17 protein-coding genes and 1 pseudogene are annotated in these 20,602 nt (G+C 64.8%); 5 read left to right on the forward strand and 13 right to left on the reverse strand.

The window, feature by feature from the left end; all coding sequences use genetic code 11:
* Nucleotides 1–116 precede the first annotated feature (116 nt).
* Together pobA and ACVWW6_RS11345 are read left to right on the forward strand one after the other, a co-directional pair.
* A pseudogene (pobA, locus tag ACVWW6_RS11340) lies at nucleotides 117–1,287 on the forward strand (4-hydroxybenzoate 3-monooxygenase).
* Between the two features lie 227 nt (nucleotides 1,288–1,514).
* Nucleotides 1,515–1,934, forward strand: a complete 420-nt coding sequence (locus tag ACVWW6_RS11345; RefSeq protein WP_271552628.1) for a PaaI family thioesterase — start codon at nucleotides 1,515–1,517, stop codon at nucleotides 1,932–1,934.
* Nucleotides 1,935–2,020: 86 nt separating this feature from the next.
* Here ACVWW6_RS11345 and ACVWW6_RS11350 read toward each other — a convergent pair whose 3' ends face one another.
* Complete coding sequence (locus ACVWW6_RS11350) at nucleotides 2,021–2,905, reverse strand: LysR family transcriptional regulator (RefSeq protein ID WP_161536847.1); 885 nt, start codon at nucleotides 2,903–2,905, stop codon at nucleotides 2,021–2,023.
* Nucleotides 2,906–3,026: 121 nt separating this feature from the next.
* On the opposite strand from ACVWW6_RS11350, the gene ACVWW6_RS11355 reads away from it, so the two are divergent.
* Entirely contained in the window at nucleotides 3,027–3,653 is a 627-nt protein-coding gene (locus ACVWW6_RS11355) for a pyridoxamine 5'-phosphate oxidase family protein (RefSeq protein WP_456680747.1), read from the forward strand.
* A gap of 153 nt (nucleotides 3,654–3,806) precedes the next feature.
* Here the strand turns inward: ACVWW6_RS11355 and ACVWW6_RS11360 are convergent, their stop codons facing one another.
* From ACVWW6_RS11360 to ACVWW6_RS11370, 3 genes are read right to left on the reverse strand one after another with little or no spacing between them, the layout of a single operon-like run.
* On the reverse strand, nucleotides 3,807–4,538 hold the full coding sequence (locus ACVWW6_RS11360; protein ID WP_011090558.1) for an ABC transporter ATP-binding protein: 732 nt from the start codon (nucleotides 4,536–4,538) through the stop codon (nucleotides 3,807–3,809).
* Nucleotides 4,535–6,304, reverse strand: coding sequence for a branched-chain amino acid ABC transporter ATP-binding protein/permease (locus tag ACVWW6_RS11365; protein ID WP_011090557.1), 1,770 nt, complete (start codon nucleotides 6,302–6,304; stop codon nucleotides 4,535–4,537). The genes ACVWW6_RS11360 and ACVWW6_RS11365 overlap by 4 nt, the downstream gene beginning before the upstream one ends.
* 7 nt (nucleotides 6,305–6,311) lie before the next feature.
* Nucleotides 6,312–7,352 (reverse strand): branched-chain amino acid ABC transporter permease, encoded by a 1,041-nt coding sequence (locus ACVWW6_RS11370; RefSeq protein ID WP_028173794.1) that lies wholly within the window; start codon nucleotides 7,350–7,352, stop codon nucleotides 6,312–6,314.
* A gap of 177 nt (nucleotides 7,353–7,529) precedes the next feature.
* Here ACVWW6_RS11370 and ACVWW6_RS11375 point away from each other — a divergent pair, with 177 nt between their 5' ends.
* Nucleotides 7,530–8,063 carry a MarR family winged helix-turn-helix transcriptional regulator gene (locus tag ACVWW6_RS11375; RefSeq protein WP_011090555.1) on the forward strand — a complete coding sequence of 178 codons (534 nt, stop codon included), beginning with the start codon at nucleotides 7,530–7,532 and terminating at the stop codon, nucleotides 8,061–8,063.
* Nucleotides 8,064–8,417: 354 nt separating this feature from the next.
* On the opposite strand, the gene ACVWW6_RS11380 is transcribed toward ACVWW6_RS11375, so the two are convergent.
* The 9 genes from ACVWW6_RS11380 to ACVWW6_RS11420 all read right to left on the reverse strand — a co-directional run bounded on the left by ACVWW6_RS11380 (nucleotide 8,418) and on the right by ACVWW6_RS11420 (nucleotide 18,325).
* Nucleotides 8,418–9,701, reverse strand: coding sequence for a glycerate kinase type-2 family protein (locus ACVWW6_RS11380; RefSeq protein WP_456680748.1), 1,284 nt, complete (start codon nucleotides 9,699–9,701; stop codon nucleotides 8,418–8,420).
* A gap of 197 nt (nucleotides 9,702–9,898) precedes the next feature.
* Entirely contained in the window at nucleotides 9,899–11,128 is a 1,230-nt protein-coding gene (locus tag ACVWW6_RS11385) for an ABC transporter substrate-binding protein (RefSeq protein WP_011090553.1), read from the reverse strand.
* Nucleotides 11,129–11,368: 240 nt separating this feature from the next.
* Complete coding sequence (locus ACVWW6_RS11390; RefSeq protein WP_456680749.1) at nucleotides 11,369–12,595, reverse strand: ABC transporter substrate-binding protein; 1,227 nt, start codon at nucleotides 12,593–12,595, stop codon at nucleotides 11,369–11,371.
* A 121-nt stretch (nucleotides 12,596–12,716) separates the two neighbouring features.
* Nucleotides 12,717–13,946: an ABC transporter substrate-binding protein gene (locus ACVWW6_RS11395; protein ID WP_211434044.1), complete on the reverse strand. Its 1,230-nt coding sequence runs from the start codon at nucleotides 13,944–13,946 to the stop codon at nucleotides 12,717–12,719.
* Between the two features lie 25 nt (nucleotides 13,947–13,971).
* Nucleotides 13,972–14,991, reverse strand: coding sequence for a branched-chain amino acid ABC transporter permease (locus ACVWW6_RS11400; RefSeq protein ID WP_011090550.1), 1,020 nt, complete (start codon nucleotides 14,989–14,991; stop codon nucleotides 13,972–13,974).
* A 2-nt stretch (nucleotides 14,992–14,993) separates the two neighbouring features.
* On the reverse strand, nucleotides 14,994–15,872 hold the full coding sequence (locus tag ACVWW6_RS11405; protein ID WP_011090549.1) for a branched-chain amino acid ABC transporter permease: 879 nt from the start codon (nucleotides 15,870–15,872) through the stop codon (nucleotides 14,994–14,996).
* Nucleotides 15,873–15,884: 12 nt separating this feature from the next.
* Entirely contained in the window at nucleotides 15,885–16,598 is a 714-nt protein-coding gene (locus ACVWW6_RS11410) for an ABC transporter ATP-binding protein (protein WP_011090548.1), read from the reverse strand.
* Nucleotides 16,595–17,392, reverse strand: a complete 798-nt coding sequence (locus tag ACVWW6_RS11415; protein ID WP_011090547.1) for an ABC transporter ATP-binding protein — start codon at nucleotides 17,390–17,392, stop codon at nucleotides 16,595–16,597. Before ACVWW6_RS11415 ends, ACVWW6_RS11410 begins: the two co-directional genes overlap by 4 nt.
* Nucleotides 17,393–17,458: 66 nt before the next feature.
* Nucleotides 17,459–18,325, reverse strand: coding sequence for an IclR family transcriptional regulator (locus ACVWW6_RS11420; RefSeq protein ID WP_028173799.1), 867 nt, complete (start codon nucleotides 18,323–18,325; stop codon nucleotides 17,459–17,461).
* Nucleotides 18,326–18,455: 130 nt separating this feature from the next.
* On the opposite strand from ACVWW6_RS11420, the gene ACVWW6_RS11425 reads away from it, so the two are divergent.
* On the forward strand, nucleotides 18,456–20,552 hold the full coding sequence (locus ACVWW6_RS11425; protein WP_456680750.1) for a 3-hydroxyacyl-CoA dehydrogenase NAD-binding domain-containing protein: 2,097 nt from the start codon (nucleotides 18,456–18,458) through the stop codon (nucleotides 20,550–20,552).
* The last annotated feature ends 50 nt before the right edge of the window (nucleotides 20,553–20,602 follow it).

Below are 20,602 nucleotides of genomic sequence, written 5' to 3' on the forward strand. Positions count from 1 at the left end.
GCTAGCGCGACCAGCACTCCCCTTTTGCCCAACCGTTATATGATATAATTAACTTGCGCGGATCATCGCGACAAGCGAGCCGCGACGAAAGCCTATAGGATCGGGAGGAACAAGTATTGCGGACAAAAGTCGCAATCATCGGGGCCGGGCCGGCTGGATTGTTGCTTGGGCAACTGCTGCACGATTACGGCATCGACAATTTCATCCTGGAGCGGCAGAGCCCGGACTACGTGCTCGGCCGCATCCGCGCCGGTCTTCTGGAGGAGGGAACGGTCGCGCTGCTCGACCAGGTCGCGCGCCGGCGCGCGGGCGCACGCGGAAGGCCTGGTGCATGAGGGCATCGAACTGGCCTTTTCCGGCCGCCGTCATCGCATCGACATGAAGGCCGCGACCGGCAAGACGGTCATGATCTACGGCCAGACCGAGGTCACGCTCGACCTGATGAACGCGCGCAAGGCGGCCGGCCTCGATACGGTCTACGAGGCCAAGGACGTGCGACCGCATGATTTCGACGGCAGTCACCCGCGCGTAACCTGGGTCAGGGACGGCGTCACCCACACGCTCGATTGCGATTTCATCGCCGGCTGCGACGGTTTTCATGGCGTCAGCCGCGCCAGCGTTCCGGCCTCGGCGATCGAGGAGTTCGAGCGGGTCTATCCGTTCGGTTGGCTCGGCATTCTCTCCGAGACGCCGCCGGTCAGCCACGAGCTGATCTACTCCAACCACGCCCTCGGCTTTGCGCTCTGCACCATGCGCTCGATGAAGCGCAGCCGCTACTATGTGCAGTGCTCGCTGGACGACCATGTCGACCAATGGCCCGACGACCGCTTCTGGGACGAATTGAAGCGTCGGCTCGACCAGGAGGCCGCCGACAGCCTCGTCACCGGTCCCTCGATCGAGAAGAGCATCGCCCCCTTGCGCAGCTTCGTCGCCGAGCCGATGCGCTTCGGCAAAATGTTCCTGTGCGGCGATGCCGCCCACATCGTGCCGCCGACCGGCGCCAAGGGACTGAACCTTGCGGCCAGCGACGCGCATTATCTGTCGAGCGCGCTGCGCGAATTCTACGACGAGAAGTCCAGCGCCGGCATCGACGCCTATTCCGCCAAGGCACTGGCGCGCGTCTGGAAGGCGGTGCGCTTCTCCTGGTGGATGACCTCGATGCTGCACAAATTCCCCGACACCGGCGCCATCGGCGCCCGCATCCAACTCGCCGAACTCGACTACGTCACGCAGTCGCAGGCCGCGATGTCGTCGCTGTCGGAGAATTATGTGGGGCTGCCGTTTTAGAGAAGTGCCGTAGGGTGGGCAAAGCGAAGCGTGCCCACCAGCTTTGTGTTTGTGGGGAGATGGTGGGCACGGCGCGTTGCGCCTTTGCCCACCCTACGGGCGTTGCATTTCTCGCAACGCCGCCGCCCGTTTCAAACACCCCCGCAAATTCCGTTTAAAACTTTGTAGGTGATGCGTCCGCCACGCCCATCGCGTTCAATGCTGGCAACCAGCAACGCGAGACAGCCATGACCGCCACCGACATTCCCGCCGGCTTCGAGCCGCATTTCCGCAAAGCCCCGCTCACCGATCCCTGGGAGCCGCTCTACTCGAAGAAGGCCGACAAGGCCGTGATCATCGGCCTGCGCCTGGCCAAGCCGCACACCAACGCGCGCGGGCTCATCCATGGCGGACTGATCGCGGCGCTCGCCGATGCCGCCATGGGTTACAGCTGCGCACAGGCGACCGGCTGGACGACGTCCTTCGTCACGATCTCGCTGTCGGTCGACTTTGTCGGCGCCGCCGAAATCGGCCAATGGCTCGCGGTCGAGGGCGAGGCGATCAAGACCGGCAGCACGATCTGTTTCGCGCAGTGCCTGGTCAAGGCCGACGCCACCGTGATCGCGCGCGCCAGCGGAACGTTTCGGGTGGTGCCGAAGAAGGGCTAGCTGTCATTCCGGGGCGATGCGAAAGCATCGAACCCGGAATCTCGAGATTCCGGGTTCTCGCTTTGCGAGCCCCGGAATGACCGCCTTTACCCAAACCTCCACTCCGCCGTCTCCACCACGAGATCGACGAACGCGCGCACCTTGGCCGAGAGCAGGCGCGAGGTCGGGTAGACGACATGGATGGGCAGCGCCGGCTGCTCGTATTTCGCCAGCACGACCTTCAGCCGCCCGCGCTTCAAGCCCTCGGCGGCCTGATAGGCCAGCACCCGCGTGACGCCGCCGCCGGCCTCGGCATATTGCAGGGCGGCGTCAGCGCTATTGCTGGTGAAGCGCGGGTTCGTCGTCACCTCGATGTCGCGGCCGTCCTGCATGAAATGCCAGCTGGCGGATGGTCCGAACTGGATGGTCTGGTGCGAGGCGAGCGCTTCCGGCGTCTTCGGTTCGCCATGGCGCTTCAGATAGCCGGGCGCGGCCACCACGATCCGCCGCATCTCGCCGACCTGGCGCGCGACGAGGGACGAATCGGCGAGATGGCCGATCCGCACCGCCACATCGACGGCGTCTTCCACGAGATTGACGAGATGGTCGGACAGCCGCAATTCGCCGGCAACCTCGGGATAGCGCTTGAGATAGGCGGTCATGACCGGCCCGACATGCAGCCGGCCGAAGCCGACCGGCGCCGACACCACCAGACGTCCGCTCGGCCGGTTACGCTCTTCCCGCGCCGAGCCGTCGGCCTCCTCGACATCGGCGAGAATGCGCCGCGCGCGCTCCAGATAGCGTGTGCCGACATCGGTCAGCGTCACCTGCCGCGTGGTCCGCTGCAACAGCCGGGCGCCGAGATGCTCTTCCAGCGCCGCGATCAGCCGCGTCACCGCCGAGGGCGACAGGTGCAGCTTGCGCGCCGCCGGCGCAAAGCCGCGCAGATCGGCAACGGTGACGAAGACGTGCATGGCTTCCAGGCGGTCCATGGCATTATTGCATATATTGCAATGATGAAGTGTCAAGCCGGCGGATTGTTTTAGACGCCGAAAGGTCCAATTTAATCGCCGAAAGACGCAGAAATGCGCCGGGATTCCAGGAGATGTTCCGATGACGGCAACCCTCACCTACGCCAGCGACGTGGCGTTCACGCCGGCGGTGAAATCGATCCAGACCCGAAAGGGATCGCGCGAAGGCTATGCCCATGCCGAGCAGCGCGGCTGGCGCACCGAGGTCGATGAGAACCTCGCGGGGTTCCTGGCCGACGCCAACAGCTTTTATTTCGCCACCGCCTCGGCCGGTGGCCAGCCCTACATCCAGCACCGCGGCGGCCCGAAGGGGTTTTTGAAGGTGCTGGATAAGCAGACGCTGGCTTTCACGGACTACGCCGGCAACCGGCAGTACATCACGCAAGGCAACCTGTCCGAAAATCCCAAGGCCTACATCTTCGTGATGGACTACGCCCACCGCCGCCGGGTGAAGATCTGGGGAGAGGCGCGCGTGGTGGAGGACGACGATGCGCTGACGACGTCGCTGATGCCGAAGGGATATCGCGCGCGGCCGGAGCAGGTGATCCTGTTCAAGATCGCGGCCTGGGACACCAACTGCCCGCAGCACATTCCGCAGAAGTTCGATGCGACGGATGTCGCGGCCGCGCTGGCGGCGAGGGATCAGCGGATCGCCGAGTTGGAAGCGGAGGTGGCGGCGTTGAGGGGTGAGAAGGTGGCGAGCATCTAGGTGCGAATCTCGTCGTATTCTTCGGTGTCCTGCCCCGCGGAGGCGGGGCATCCAGTACGCCGCGACCTATCGATTCGACCACAGTCTTCTCGGAGTACTGGATCGTCCGCCTTCGCGGACGATGACAGTTGAGTTCGTGGCGACGCCTCGGACCTACAGAACGCTCGCGCCTTCGTGCTGGAAGCCGAGATAGCTCGCCGCAACGCGTTCGTTCGCGGCGATGTCGCTGGCCTTGCCGCTGAGCACGAACTCGCCGAGCTCCATCACATAGGCTTGGTCCGCGATCTTGAGCGCGGCCTGCGCGTTCTGCTCGACCAGCAGCACCGAGACGCCGGCGGTGCGCAGCTCGGTGACGATGCGGAAGATGTCGGCGACGATGATCGGGGCGAGACCGAGGCTCGGCTCGTCCAGCATCAGGAGCTTCGGCTCGCCCATCAGCGCGCGGCCCATCGCGAGCATCTGCTGCTCGCCGCCGGAGAGCGTGCCGGCGAGCTGCTTGCGCCGCTCCTTCAGCCGCGGGAACAGCGTGTAGACCCGCTCCATCGAGGCCTTCGACTTGCTCCGCTCGATGCGGAAGGCCCCGAGCTCGAGATTGTCCTCGACATTCATGGTCACGAACAATTCGCGGTGCTCCGGGACGAGGCCGAGGCCCATCGCGACGCGGTCCTCGATGTCGAGCCGGGCGAGGTCCTGGCCTGCGAAGGCGACGCGGCCCTTCAGCGGCAGAATGCCCATGATGGCGGACAGCAGCGTGGTCTTGCCGGCGCCGTTGGCGCCGACGATGGTGACGATCTGGTTCGCCCCGACCTCGAGCGAGACCGAACGCACGGCCTCGACCTTGCCGTAGGCGACATGCGCGTCGGTGACGGACAACAGCGCGCTCATGCCGCCACTCCGAGATAGGCCTTGATCACTTCGGGATTGGTCTTGATCGTGGCGGGCGTGCCCTCCGCGATCTTGGTGCCGAAATCGAGCACGACGATGCGGTCGGCGAGGTTCATGACAAAGCCCATGTCGTGCTCGACCAGCAGCACGCTCATGCCGCCGTCGCGCAATTCGCGCAGCAGCCTGGCAAGCTGCTGCTTCTCCATGTGGCGCAAGCCGGCGGCCGGCTCGTCGAGCAGCAGCAGCATCGGATCGACGCACAGCGCGCGCGCGATCTCGACGATGCGCTGCTGGCCGAGCGAGAGCGAACCTGCGAGCTGGTGCATCTGGTCGGCAAGCCCGACGCGCTCGATCTGGCGTGCGGCCTCGGCGAGCAGCTTTGCCTCGTCGGCGCGGTCGAGCCGCAGCATGGAGGAGATCGGCCCCGAATGACCGCGCAGATGCGCGCCGATAGCGACGTTCTCCAGCACGGTCATGTCGGGGACCAGCTTCACGTGCTGGAAGGTGCGGGAGATGCCGAGCTTGACGATCTCCTGCGGCGGCGCGTTGTCGAGCCTCTTGCCGAGCACCGAGATCGAGCCCGAGGTCGCCGACAGCACGCCGGTGATCAGGTTGAACGTCGTGCTCTTGCCGGCGCCGTTCGGCCCGATCAGCGCGACGATCTCGCGGGCCTGGACCTCGAAGGAAACGTTGTTGACCGCGATCACGCCGCCGAATTGCTTGCGTGCCTTCTCGACCTGGAGCAGGACGCTGGCTTCGCCGGGCGCGCGGGTGCGCTGCTCCAGCTTCAGCGAGGTGTCCGGCTTCCTGCCGCGAGTAGGCTCGGGCAGGAACGACATCAGCCAGGGCCAGACGCCGCCGGGCGCGAGTTGCAACAGCGCCACCAGCATGATGCCGAACACGATGGTCTCGACCTGGCCGGAACCCGGCAGGAGCAGCGGCAGATAGCTTTGCAGCACCTCTTTCAGGACCACGACGATCGCCGCGCCCAGCACGCCGCCCCAGACATAGCCGGCGCCGCCGACCACCGCGATGAAGAGATATTCGATACCGGCCTGTGCGCCGAACGGCGTCGGGTTCACCGCGCGCTGAAGGTGGGCATAGAGCCAGCCGGAGAGACCGGCTAGCACCGCGGCGTGGATGAACACCAGCAGCTTTGCCCGCGGCGTGTGCACGCCGAACGCCTCGGCGGCGACATGGCCGCGCCTGAGCGCGCGGATGGCGCGGCCGGTGCGGGAGTCCAGCAGGTTCATCGTGAGCAGGGCCGAGAGGATCACGGCGACCCAGATCGCGTAGTAGATCGAGCCGGGCGAGAGCATCTTGAACGCGCCGATCGACAGCGGCGGGATCGCCGAGATGCCGTCGTTGCGGCCCAAAAACTCCAGCTTGCTGAAGAGATAGAACAGGCCGAGCCCCCAGGCGAGCGTGCCGAGCGGCAGATAGTGGCCGGAGAGGCGGACGGTGACGAGGCCAAGCAGCACCGCCAGCGATCCGCTGACCACGAGCGACAACGGCAGCGTCAGCCAGGGCGACAGGCCGTAGCTCGTCGACAGCACCGCGGTGGTGTAGGCGCCAAAGCCGACGAAGGCGGCTTGTCCGAACGAGGTCAGGCCGCCGACGCCCGTCAGCAGCACGAGGCCCATCGCGACGAGGGCGGCAAGGCCGATATTGTCGAGCAGCACGATCCAGAACGGCGGCATGCCCGGGACAAACGGGATCGCCGCCATGACAAGCGCGAAGACGAGGATGGGGAGCCGGCTCTGCATCTTAGCGTCAGTCCTTCTCTTCCTCGACCGCGGGCGCGGCGAGCGAGCGCAGCAGCAGCACGGGGATCAGCAGCATGAAGACGATCACTTCCTTGTAGTTGGAGGCGTAGAAGGACGAGAACGCCTCGACGATGCCGACGACCAGCGCGGCGACGGCGGTGAGGGGGTAGCTGACGAGACCGCCGATGATCGCGGCAACGAAACCCTTCAGCCCGATCAGGAAGCCGCTGTCGTAATAGAGCGTCGTGATCGGCACGATCATGATGCCCGACAGCGCGCCGATGACGGACGCCAGCAGGAAGGCGATCTGCCCCGACAGCGTGGTGCGGATGCCAGCGAGCCGCGCCCCTAGCCGGTTCACGGCGGTCGCGCGCAGCGCCTTGCCGTAGAGCGTCAGGCCGAAGAACAGCCAGAGCCCGACGATGAAGGCGATGGTGATGGCGTAGACGGTGATGCTCTGGCCGGTGAAGCGCAGCGCGCCGGCGGTGAAAGAGCCGGACAGCACGGCAGGTCCGCGCTGGCCCTCGGCGCCGAAGAACAGCAGGCCCAGTCCCTGCAGCGCGAGGTGGACGCCCACGGAGGCGATCAGCAGCACCAGCACCGAGGTGTGCGCCAGCGGCTGGAACGCGATGCGGTAGAGATACAGGCCGATCATCGCCACGATCACCAGCGACAGCGCGATGCAGACCGCCACCGGCGGCTTCTGGGCGGCGAAGTAGATTGTCAGCGCCAGCACGATGGCCGGCAGCACGATATTGGTGAGGACGCTGCGCAGGATCAGCCGGCCATGCAGCGCCTTGCGGGCCACGAACAGGTCGAAGCCGAAGGCGCCGATGCCGAGGGCGAGCGCGAGCTTTGCCGTGCCCGGCATCTGGCCCGCGGCCAGCGAGGCATAGGTCAGCGCGCCATAGGTAACGAACTCGCCCTGGGGAATGAGGATCACGCGGGTAACGGCGAACACCAGCACCAGCGCGAGGCCGAGCAGCGCATAGATCGCGCCATTGGTGATGCCGTCCTGCACCAGGAACAGCATGATAGTGGTGTTCAAGACCGGACGCTCCCCCTCAAAGATTAAGGACCGGTCTCCGCAATCGCGGTGGATGGTCCCTCACAGCCATTGAAATACGCTGACGATATTTGATATGGTGCATAACAATTATCAAATATAACTTCAAGGGTGGCGGGCGACCCGCCCCGAATTTAGCGGGATTACGAGCACGAGGCGATGACCGTTTCCAAAACCGCTGAAAAGTCTTCAGAAAAACCGGCTGACTCGGCCAAGGGCCGCAAGGACGCGGCCGAGGCCCAGGGCCAGGGCTCTACCGATGCCCTCCAGCTCGGCGAGCTCTCCGAACAGCTCGGCTATGTGCTGAAGCGGGCGCAGCTCAAGGTGTTCGAGAACTTCCTGCGCTGCATGGCCTCGCTCCAGCTCACCCCCGCGCAGTTCTCGGTGCTGCTGCTGGTCGAGAAGAACCCGGGGCGTAACCAGACCGAGATCGCCTCCACCCTCGGCATCCTGCGCCCGAATTTCGTGGCCATGCTCGACAATCTCGAAAGCCGCGACCTTTGTGCGCGGATCCGTTCCACCAACGACCGCCGCTCGCATATCCTGGTCCTGACCGACAAGGGCAAGGCTGTGCTGACGCGGGCGAAAAAGCTCGTCGCCACCAAGCACGAGGCGCGGCTGAACGACCTGCTCGGCCAGGCCAACCGCGAAGCCCTGATCGAGATGCTCTCGAAGATCGCCAACGAGTTTTGAGCTGGGCTTAACCGCACGCTCTCTCCGCTCCCTCCCCCCTTGCGGGGCAGGGCTATCGCATGTGAATTTCACGAGGATTGTCCGCGGGTTTGCTCCGCCTCTCCCGCTTGCGGGAGAGGCCGACGCGCCCCGGGCGATGCGAAGCATCGTCCCGAGCGCGGCGGGTGAGGGCTCTCGCCACGCAGGGACGTTCTCCGTAATCCCTGGCAATCCCGACGCGGAGACACCCCCACCCCAGCCCTCCCCCGCAAGCGGGAGAGGGAGCCGAGTGCCGATGCCGCCGCATCATGCACACCACATGCGATAGCCCTGCCGCAAGGGGGGAGGGAACGCAGCGGAGCGAGAAGCGCTCGTTCAATCCACCAAAATCACCCGGATGTCGTTCACGTTGGTCAGCGTCGGGCCGGGCATCAGCAGATCGCCGGTTGCCTCGAAGAACGTCGTCGCGTCGTTGTTGTCGAGATAGGCCTGCGGCTGGAGTGCCAGCGCCTTCATCTTCGCAAACGTGGCCGCGTCGATCAGCGCGCCTGCGGGGTCGGTAGGGTGGCCGGCGCCGCCGTCGGCGCCGTCGGTGTCGCCCGCGAGCGCGGAGATGCCGGCCGTGTCCTTCAAGAGGCCGGCGAGCGCCAGCGCGTATTCCTGGTTCGGACCGCCGCGCCCCTGGCCGCGCACGGTGACCGTGAGCTCGCCGCCGGAGAGGATCGCGATGCGCTTGCCCTGCGCACGCGCCTGCAACGCGAGTCCGGCATGATGGGCGGCGACCTCGCGCGCCTCGCCTTCGAGATCGGCACCGAGATCGATCGTCTCGTAGCCGGCCTCTTTCGCGAGCTTCACCGCGGCGTCGAGCGACTGCTTGGGCCGCGCGATCAATTCGAATGATGCGCGCGCAAAGGCGGCATCATCCGGCTTGCAGCTTTCGTTATCGGGATTGTCGAGCGCGCGGCGCACGGCATCGTCGATATCGAGCTTGTACCTGGCCACGATCGCGCGCGCATCCGCCAGCGTGGTCGGATCGGGCACGGTAGGGCCGGAGGCGATCGCGGAGGGATCGTCATGCGGCACGTCGGAGATCGCGAGCGTGACGATCTCGGCGGCGTTCCTGCCGGCGCGCGCCAGCCGCCCGCCCTTGATGAGCGAGAGATGCTTGCGCACGACGTTCATCTCGCCGATCGGCGCGCCCGAACGCAGCAGCGCCTTGTTGACCGCCTGCTTCTGCGCGAAACTGATGCCGTCCACCGGCGCGATCCAGTTCGCCGAGCCGCCGCCGGTGAGCAGGACCAGAAGCAGGTCGTCGGGCCCGGCCTCGCCCGCGAGCGCGAGCGTGTCGGCCGCGCCCTTGAGGCCGGCTTCATCGGGCACGGGATGGCCGGCTTCGACCACGCGGATGCGGCGTGTCGGCACGCCGTAGCCGTGGCGCGTGGTGGCGATGCCAACCAGCCGCTCCGGCGCGAGCTTCAGCGTGTCGAGATAATGCCGCTCGGCGGCCGCGGCCATCGCGCCGGCGCCCTTGCCGGCGGCGAGGCAGATCACGCGTCCTTTTGGGGCCGGCCGCAGATGCGGCGCCAGAATTGTACTCGGATGCGCGGCGGCAACGGCGGCGTCGTAGAGCGCGCGGAGCAGGGGACGTCGGTCGGTCATGACGATGGCCTTGAGCAGACTGAAGCGATGGCGGCGAACTCGCCGTTCACCTGCCTACCGTATCATGCGCGAAAGCGTAAGCAGGGTTTACCATCATTCGATTGTGCAATCGCGTGATCATAATCGCCGCGCGACAAAAAGGCCCCCCGCGATGGTCTCGCGGGGGGCCTTTCGCGCAACTGGATGTTGCTGGACGGCTAGCCGCCGGCGTCGGCGCTGATCACGTCGCCGAACAGCTCCCAGCGTTCGCCCTTGAACTTTTCGAGCTGGAGCTGGCTGATCGGCGCGAAGTCGTTCGGCCCGGTGTTGATCTGGATGCCGGGCAGCAGCGCCTCGGTGCGGAAGTTCTTTAGGTTGGCGGCCTCCTTCATGATGTTCTCGCGCGTGAGATTGTCACCGCACTGCTTGAGGACCTGAACCACCGTCTGCGCCACGGCGAAGCCGACGATGGTGCCCTTGTCGAGCTTGTCGCCTTCCGGGAAGTACTTGGTCATGAAGGCGAGAAATTCCTTCATGCCCGCGTCATTGTTCCATGCCGGATCGGACACGTCCTTGAGATAATCGGCCGAGATGATGTCCTGGCCGTTCTCGAAGCCGGCGGGCTTCATCACGCTGCCGACGGAGGCGGAGACGTTGTTGAGGAAGTGCAGCGGCTTCCAGCCGATCTCGGAATTCTTCTTGATCGCCTGCGCCGCGAATTTCGGCGTCGTGATGTTCATGAACACGTCGGCGCCGGTCGATTTCAGCTTGACGATGTGGTTGTCGATGGTCGGCTCGGAGGTCTCGTAGCTCTCCTCGATCACGATCATCGAGGCAGCCTTGGCTCCCAGGCCGTCCTTCAGGCCCTTGAGGTAGTCCTTGCCGTAATCGTCGTTCTGGTAGAGCACGGCGATCTTGGCGTCCGGCTTGTTCTTCAAGAGCCACTTCGCGTAGATCTGCGTCTCGCTCTGGTAGTTGGGCTGCCAGCCCATGGTCCAGGGGAAGTTCTGCGGATCGTTCCACTTGGTGGCGCCGGTGGCGACGAACAGCTGCGGCACCTTCTTCGAATTCATGTACTTCTGGATCGCCGAGTTGGGCGGCGTGCCGAGCGAGTTGAAGATGAACAGCACCTCGTCGCTCTCGACCAGCTTGCGCGCCTGCTCGACCGTCTTCGGCGGCGAATAGGCGTCGTCATAGCTGATGTAGTTGATCTTGCGGCCGTTGATCCCGCCCTCTTCGTTGATCTTCTTGAAATAGGCGGCTTCGGTCCGCCCGATGATGCCGTAGGCGGAGGCCGGTCCGCTGTAGGGCATGATGTTGCCGATCTTGATCTCGGTGTCGGTCGCGCCGGTATCGTATTTCTTCTGGGCCGATGCAGTGGAGGCCGAGGCCGCAACGAGCGCAAGCGCCAGTGACGCGGCCGCAAGTTTGCCGGTGACAGCGGGCATTCCTATCTCCCTATTTTCTTGGTGTGTGTGCGTCCCGTTTCTTGTCTTGATTGTTTTTGGCGACGCCGCCGCAATTCAATACGATTTGTCCTGTGCCTTCAACAGAAAGCCCCCGCGACGGCGTCGCAGGGGCTGCTTCTTTAGTAGTCAGGGACGGGCGCGGTTTCGTGTGCGAGTGCGAGACAGCGCGACTGCTCTGAGTTGCTTAACGCGTACCAAGCGATTTTGAGTTGATTTGGCTCAGTGGCCCGTATCGCTCGAGATGATGTCGCCGAACAGCTCCCATTTCTTGCCCTTGAACCGCATCATCTGGAGCTGTTCGATCGGGGCGAAATTGTCCGGCGCGGTGTTGATCCTGATGCCGGGCAGCAGCGTGTCCGGCTCGAAATCCTTCAAGGAAGCGGCCTGCTTCATGACGTTCTCGCGGGTGAGGTCGTCGCCGCACATGTGCAGCACCTTCACCATGGTCTGGGCGGCGGCATAGCCGAACACCACGCCGGCATCGAGCTTGTTCGCCTTGGGATCGAATTGCGCGAGGAAGTTATAGAACTTCTTCATGCCCTCATCGGCGTTCCATTGCGGGTCCGAGCCGTCCTTGGTGTAGCTGGCCGAGAGGATGCCTTGCGAGATCTCGATTCCCGCCGGCTCCAGCACGCCGCCGACCGAGGCCGAGACGTTGGAGATGATCTGCATCGGATGCCAGTTGATCTCGGCCGCCTTCTTGATCGCCTGCGCGGCGAATTTCGGCGTGGTGATACTGATGAAGACGTCGGCGCCCGAGGCCTTCAGCTTCACGACGTGTTCGTCGACGGCCGGCTCCGAGGTGTCGTAGGCCTCTTCCACCACGATCATCGACGCCTTGGCCCCCAGGCCGCCCTTCAGCCCCTTCAGATAGTCCTTGCCGAAATCGTCGTTCTGGTAGAGCACTCCGATCTTCGCGTCCGGCTTCTCCTTCATGACGTATTTGGCATAGATGCGCGCCTCGCTCGCGTAGCTCGGCTGCCAGCCCATGGTCCAGGGATATTGCCTGGGATCGTTCCACTTCGAGGCGCCGCTCGCCACGAATAATTGCGGCACCTTTTTCTCGTTCATGTATTTGCGGATCGCGCCGTTGGTCGAGGTGCCGAGCGGGCCGAAGATCAGGAGCACCCCGTCGCTCTCGACCAGCTTGCGCGCCTGCTCCACCGTCTTCGGCGGCGAATAGCCGTCGTCATAGGAGATGAACTTGATCTTGCGGCCGTTGATGCCCCCCTCGGCATTGATCTTGTTGAAATAGGCTTCCTCGGTCTTGCCGATCACGGCATAGGCGGAGGCCGGCCCGCTATAGGGCATGATGTTGCCGATCTTGATCTCGGTATCGGAAGCGCCGCTGTCGTATTTCTTTTGCGCCAGCACCGGGCCAGTCATCGCAGTGCACAACGCGAGTGCGGCCGCGAGGGCCGCAACCTGAAAACGAACCGCAGTCATTGTTCTCCTACCCCGGGCTGGATCAGCGCCGCATTGAACAAGATTGACGCCCGCCGTCAACAAAAAGCCCCCGCGGTCGCCCGCGGGGGCTTCTTTACGGTCGGCTTATTGCGTCAGCGTGTCACTCGGAGGCGACGTCGCCGCTGATGATCTCGCCGAACAGTTCCCACCTCTCGCCCTTGAAGCGCTGCATCTGGAGCTGCGCGATCGGGGCGAAGTCGGTGGCGCTGGTGTTGATCTTGACGCCGGGCAGCAGCGTGTCCGGTACAAAATCCTTCATGCTCGCCGCCTGCTTCATGAGGTTGGCGCGGGTGAGATCGTCACCGCACATTTCCAGCGCCTTGGCCAGGGTCGACGCGGCGCCATAGCCGTAGACCATGCTGGTGTCGGACTTGTCGGCACCCGGCATGTACTTGTCGACGAACTCGTTCCACTTCTTCATGCCGGGGTCGTTGGCCCACTGCGGATCCGTCGAGTCCTTGGCATAGGCCGCCGACAGCACGCCCTGCGCGTTCTCGAAGCCGGCCGGCTTCATCACGCTGCCGACCGAGATCGACACGTTGGTGAGGATCTGGAGCGGCTTCCAGTTGAGCTCGGCGGTCTTCTTGATGGTCTGGGCCGCGAACTTCGGGGTCGCATAGATCAGCAGCACGTCGGGATTGGCGGCCTTGATCTTGACGATGTGACCGTCGATCGACGGCTCGGATACCTCGTAGCTCTCCTCCATGATGATGGTCGACGCCGCCTTGGCGCCGAGCCCGTCCTTGGTGCCCTTGAGGTAGTCTTTGCCGAAATCGTCGTTCTGGTAGAGGATCGCGACCTTGGCGTCGGGCTTTTCCTTCGTCAGCCATTTCGCGTAGATCTGCGCTTCGCTCTGGTAGGAGGGCTGCCAGCCCATGGTCCAGGGGAAGTTCTTCGGGTCGTTCCACTTGGTGGCGCCGGTGGCGACGAACAGCTGCGGGATCTTCTTGGCGTTCAGGTATTTCTGGATCGCGCTGTTCGAGGGCGTGCCGAGCGGGTTGAACACGGCCAGCACCTCGTCGCTCTCGACCAGCTTGCGGACCTGCTCCACGGCCTTCGGCGGCGAATAGCCGTCGTCATAGGTGACGAAGTTGATCTTGCGGCCGTTGATGCCGCCCTTGTCGTTGATCATCTTGAAATAGGCTTCTTCGGTCTTGCCGATGATGCCATAGGCCGACGCCGGACCGCTGTACGGCATGATGTTGCCGATCTTGATCTCGGTATCGGACGCGCCGGTGTCGTATTTCTTCTGAGCAAGTGCTGCGCCGGAGCTGAGGGTCGCGACCGCCGTTACGAGCGCGGTGGTTCGCAATATTCTTCCAAGAAACAATTTGGTCTCCTTCCTTAAGAGGGTTTCAGTTCTTTCTGAGCCTTCCGGCGAGTTGCTGGCCCAGGATTGCGATTTGCCTTGCGCCATGCGGCACGAGGTAGATGACGGCGAACAGGAGCACGCCGAACACGGCGCCGGAGAGGCCCTTCGAGATGCCTTCCGCGATGTTCGGCACGAAGATGATGAAGGCGGCGCCGACGATCGAGCCGGGCAGCCAGCCGACGCCGCCGACGACCATGCCGAGGAACAGCGAAATCGCGAGCGTGATGGTGTAGCTGTCGGGCGCCACGAACTGCACCGCGATGGCACCGAGCGAGCCGGCGATACCGGTGATGGCCGCGGAGACGCCGAAGGCCAGGGTCTTGTACAGCGCGACGTCCACGCCCATGGCGGAGGCCGCGATCTCGTTGTCGCGGATCGCCATGAAGGCGCGGCCCGAACGGGAGCGCAGCAGGTTCACCGAGAAGATGTAGATCGCGATCACGACGACGAGCGTGAAGTAGTACAGCCACATGTCCTGCGACATCGGCAGGCCGAACGGCGCGTCGGGCTTGGTGACGACGAGGCCCTGCACGCCGCCGGTCCAGTGCTCGAGGAAGTTCAGCTTCAGAAGCTGCGGCATGGCGGTGGCGAGCGCGAAGGTCGCGAGCGCCAGATAGACGCCGGAGAGCCGCAGTGCCGGCTGTCCGAACAGGAAGCCGAAGCCGAAGCAGACCACGCCGGCGACCGGCAGTGTCAGCGCATAGTTGATGTTGAAGTGCTCCATCAGCACCGCCGTCGTATAGGCGCCGACGGCGTAGAAGGCGCTCTGGCCGAGCGAGAACTGGCCCGAGCCGCCGGTCAGGATGTTCAGCGCCAGCACCGCGAGCCCGTAGATCAGGAGCATCGTCATCTGGAAGATGATGAAGTTCTTGACGAAGACGGGTGCGATCAGCAGCGCAGCCAGCACCACCAGCGAGGTGCCGGTGCCCAGCGTCATGGCGCGCTTCGGAACGGCCTCGACCGCCTGATGGCCTTCGGCGACGACTTCTTCTGCTGCGCTCATGATCAAACTCGCTTGACGATGTGCCGGCCGAACAGACCAGCGGGTTTGACGACCAGGACGGAGATGATCAGCGCGAGCGCGATCGGGAGTTTCAGCTCGTTGCCGACGCCGGGGATGTAGGTGCCGGCGAGATTCTCGAAGATGCCGACCAGGAAGCCGCCGACCACGGCGCCGAACGGGCTGGTCAGTCCGCCCAGCACCGCGGCGGCAAAGCCGTAGATCAACACGCCGCCCATCATGTTGGGCTCGAGAAACACCACGGGCGCGATCAGCATGCCGGCGATCGAGCCGATCGCGGACGCCATGCCCCAGCCGAGCGCGATCATCCAGCTCGTGTTGATGCCGACGAGGCGCGCCGATTCAGGCACCGAGGCGGCCGCGCGCATGGCAAGGCCGATCCGCGTGTACTGGAAGAAGAAATACAGGCCGAGCAGCAGCAGCACGGTGACGCCGATCATGCCGGCCTGGTGGGTCGAGATCAGCTGGCTGCCGAGGAACGGCGAAGAGCCGAACGGGGTCGGATATTGCTTGATGGTGAAGTCCCAGATCAGGCCGGCCGAGGAGTTGATGATCGCGAACAGCGCGATGAAGCCGGCGACGTTGGTCAGCACGGGCGCCTTCGCCAGCGGCTTGAACAGGATGCGCTCGATCGCGATGCCGCCGACGAAGGAGAGCGCCAGCGTGATGACGAAAGCGGCCCAGTAGGGGATGCCCCACTGCATCAGCTGCCAGGAGATGAAGGTCGAGAACATCGCCATCTCGCCCTGCGCGAAGTTGAGATGGTCGATGGCCTGGTAGATCATGACCACGGCGAGCGCCATGCAGGCATAGATCGCGCCCGTGGCGATGCCGGCCAGCACTTGATTGGTGAAAAGCTCCATCGTGCCGGCTCCTCAGTAACCCAGATAGGATTTGCGGATTTCTTCGTTGTTCGCGATGTCCTTGGCGTTGCCCGACATCACGATGCGGCCGGTCTCGATCACGTAGGCCTGGTCGGCGAGTTCGAGCGCGAGCTGGGCGTTCTGCTCGACCACCAGGATCGACACCTTGTCCTCGCGGTTGATCTTGCCGAGGATGCCGAACAGGTCGCGCACGACGAGAGGGGCGAGGCCGAAGGACGGCTCGTCCAGCAGCATCAGGCGCGGCCGCAGCATCAGGGCGCGGGCGACCGCGAGCATCTGCTGCTCGCCGCCCGAGAGGGTGCCGGCCTGCTGGGTGTGGCGCTGCTTGAGCACCGGGAAATGCGCATACATGCGCTCGATGTCGGAGACGATGCCGGCGCCGTCCTTGCGGGTGATCGCTCCCAGCTGGAGGTTCTCCTCCACCGTCATGTTGGTGAAGGTGCCGCGGCCCTGCGGCACATGGGCGATGCCGAACCGCACGATGCTCTCGGTGGAGCGGTTGTTGAGCGGCTTGCCGTCGAACTCGATTCCGCCGGTCGAGCGCACCATGTTGCAGATCGCGCGCAACGTGGTGGTCTTGCCGGCGCCGTTGGCGCCCAGCAGCGTCGTCAGCGAGCCCTCGTTGAGCGAGAAGGACAGGCCATGGAGCGCCTGGACCTGGCCGTAATAGGCGCGCAGGTCCTTGACGTTGAGCAGTGTCGTCATTGGTCCTTGCTCCCGAGATAGGCCTTGATGACGTCGGGGTCCGCCTGCACCTGGGCGGGGGTGCCTTCCGCGAGCTTCTTGCCGAAATTGAGCGCGACGACGTGGTCGGCGATCGACATCACGAGGCCCATGTGGTGCTCCACCAGCAGCACGGTCATGTGGCGGTCGTCGCGGATGCGGCGGATGAGGTCGCCAAGCACGTAGACTTCCTCGTGATTGAGGCCGCCGGCCGGCTCGTCGAGCAGCAGGATCTTCGGATCGGCCGCCAGTGCGCGCGCCAGCTCGACGCGCTTCTGCGTGCCGAAGGGCAGGCCGGACACGACGGTGTGCGCGACCTCCTCGAGGTCGAGATAGGCGAGGATCTCGTACACCTTCTTGTTCACGTCGTTCTCGCTGCGCCGGACCCAGGCCAGTCTCAGGGAGTCGCTGATGATGTCGCTGGAGGTCTTCGAATGGGCGCCGACGCGGACGTTGTCCATCACCGAGAGGTTCGGAAACAGCGCCACGTTCTGGAAGGTGCGGCCGATGCCGATCTCGGCGATCCGGTGCGGCGGCCGCGACAGGATGCTCGCGCCCTCCATCAGGATGTCGCCGGACGACGGCTGGTAGAGCCGCGAGAGGCAGTTGAAGAGCGTCGTCTTGCCGGCGCCGTTGGGGCCGATCAATCCGAGGATCTGGCCCTTGTGCATGTCGAAGGACACACCGTTGAGCGCGATGATGCCGCCGAACACGACGCTGACGTCGCGAACCGCGAGCAGGGGCGATGTCCCCTGCGCGAGCTGTGCCTGCGTCATCTCGTCTCGCCCACAAATTTCAGTGGGCGACGGGGCGATGCGAACCGCTCCCGATCATGACAAAGGCTATCTGAACCCCTCGGCCACACGCGCAACTTTTCCTCCTGATTTCAGCTTTTTGCTGACTTCTTTTTTGGAATGCGGCATCAGACCCCCGAGTGCCGCTTCGATGTTCCTTACCATCGCTAAGAGACGCGGTCCAATGTCGTTGATCAAACGCTCTTCCGTGAAGCGGAATGCGGGCGCGCCGCAATTGAATGCGTAAGGTCCGGTTCCATCGTTGAGCTTGAGCGCGACGCCGGCGGCGCCGATGTCGTCGTGCCAGTCGCCGACGGAAATCGCAAAGCCGTATTTCGCGACGGTCTCGCCGGAACGTTCGAGGCCATCGCGCATCTTCGGCCAGCGGCTGCCGTAATGCTCGCGCAGGACGCGCGACAGCTCGGCGCGATCTTCGTCAGCCAGCGCCCAGAAATAGGCGCGGCCCATGGCGCTGGTTGCAATCGGCACGCGGGAGCCGACGTCAAGTTGAACGCCGACCGTCTCGCTGCCGCGGCTCTGCCCGAAATAGATCATGCTGTGACGGTCGCGGCCCCCGATCGCGACCGCGCCGCCGGTCGCGCGCATCACTTCCTCGCGAAACGGTTCGGACAAATGCCGAACGCCGAGATTGGATAACGCCGCATAGCCGAGCGCCATCGCGGCCGGCGCGAGCTGGTACTTCTCGAAACGGGGAACCGGCGTCAGATAACCGAGCTTCGTCAACGTGTAGGTCAGGCGCGAAACGGTCGGCTTGGGCAGATTGGTGCGGGCCGCGATCTCCTGGTTGCCGAGAAGGCCGTCGCTGGGTTGGAATGCGCGCAATACATCAAGTCCGCGGGAAAGCGCGACGACGAAATTCCGATCGGTCGCAGTCTTCTTTCCTGTACGCTTCATCCCTGATCTGCTTCTTGCGCGGAGTCGTTGACAACGTCCGTGCTTCAAAATAACCCTGCCGTCAAGATGCGGAATTAAATTCCGCACCGCGAAATCGAACAAAAGTAAATCCCCACCAAGGAGGGAAACCGTGAGCGAAGTGGTCAAGCTTGAGCGTCATGACGAAGTCGGGATCGTCACGGTCGACAGCCCTCCGGTCAATGCGCTGAGTGCCGCAGTCCGCGGTGGCATTTTGGAGTGCATCAAGGCCGCGGTCGCCGATCCCGCGATCAAGGGCATCGTGCTGACCTGCGCCGGCCGCACCTTCATCGCCGGCGCCGACATCACCGAATTCGGCAAGCCGCCGAAGTCGCCCGCCCTCAACGACGTGCTGTCCGAGATCGAGAACTCGCCGAAGCCGGTCGTTGCCGCAATTCACGGCACCGCGCTCGGCGGCGGCCTCGAGGTCGCGCTGGCCTGTCATTTCCGCGTTGCGGTGAAGGAGGCCAAGCTCGGCCTGCCCGAGGTGAAGCTCGGCCTGCTGCCGGGCGCCGGCGGCACCCAGCGCCTGCCGCGCGCGGTCGGGCCGGAGCTCGCGGTCAAGATGATCGTCGGCGGCGATCCGATCGGTGCGGCGGAAGCGCTCAAGAACGGCCTGATCGAGGAGATCGTCGAGGGTCCGGCCTCCGGCGGCGAAGCCTTCGTCCGCAAATTGCTGGCCGAGAAGCGTCCGCTGCGCCGCCTGCGCGACGACGATTCCAAGCTCGCGGCCGCCAAGGTCGACCGCTCGATCTTCACCAATGCGGTGGCCGCCATGACCAAGAAGTCGCGCGGGCTGGAGGCGCCGTTCGCGGCCGCCGACGCGGTCGGCTACGCCATCGATTTTCCGTTCGACGAGGGCCTGAAGAAGGAGCGCGAGGGCTTCCTCAAGCTGGTCGCCAGCGACCAGTCCAAGGCGCAGCGCTACGCCTTCTTCGCCGAGCGTGAGGCCGCCAAGATCGCCGGCGTGCCCGAGGGCACCAAGTCGCGCCCCGTCAACCGTGTTGCCATTCTCGGCGCCGGCACCATGGGCGGCGGCATCGCGATGTCGTTTGCCAATGCCGGGGTTCCCGTCACCCTGATCGAGACCGGCGAGGAGCAGCTCAAGCGCGGCCTCGGCATCATGCAGAAGAACTGGGAGGCGACCGCCGCGCGCGGCGGCATCCCGGCGGACGCGCCCGCCAAGCGCATGGCGCTGATCACCGGCGTCGTCGGCATCGAGAATGTCGGCGATGCCGACCTCGTCATCGAGGCCGTGTTCGAGACCATGGCGGTCAAGAAGGAAGTGTTCGGCAAGCTCGACCAGTTTGCGAAGCCCGGCGCCGTGCTCGCCTCCAACACCTCGTATCTCAACATCGACGAGATCGCGAAGTCGACCAAGCGTCCGCAGGACGTGCTCGGCATGCACTTCTTCTCGCCGGCCAACGTCATGAAGCTGTGCGAGATCGTGCGCGCCGACAAGACCGCGCCGGATGCGCTGGTGACCGCCGTCACCATCGCGCGCAAGATCGCGAAGGTGCCGGCCGTGGTCGGCGTCTGCGACGGCTTCGTCGGCAACCGCATGCTGGCGCAGCGCGGCAAGCAGTCCGAGAAGCTGCTGTTCGAAGGCGCCTTGCCGCAGCAGGTCGACGCGGTCGTCACCAAGTTCGGCATGCCGATGGGGCCGTTCGCGATGGGCGACCTCGCCGGCCTGGACATCGGCTGGCGCTCGCGCAAGGACCGCGGCATCAAGTCGGAGATCGCGGACGCGCTCTGCGAAGCCGGCCGTTTCGGCCAGAAGACCGGCAAGGGCTATTACAAGTACGAAGCCGGCTCGCGTTCGCCGCTGCCCGATCCGGAGGTCGAGAAGCTGATCGACGAGACCTTGCTGCGTCTCGGCCGCAAGAAGCGCGCCGTCAGCGACGAGGAGATCCTCGAGCGCATGATGTATCCGATGATCAACGAGGGCGCGAAGATCCTCGAGGAAGGCATCGCGGCGCGCCCCTCCGACATCGACGTGGTCTGGCTCTACGGCTATGGCTGGCCGATCTACCGCGGCGGCCCGATGTTCTGGGCCGACACCGTCGGCCTCAAGCACATCGCCGATCGTCTCGCGTTCTACGCCAAGGAGACCAACGATCCGAGCCTCGAGCCCGCGCCGCTGCTGAAGAAGCTCGCGGCGGAGGGCAAGACCTTCGCCTCGCTGGCGGCGGCGTCGAAGGCGGCGTGATGGCCGCTGGCTATCCTCTCGTCATTCCGGGATGGCCCGAAGGGCCAGAC

It is taken from the genome of Bradyrhizobium sp. USDA 3311 (assembly GCF_054062495.1).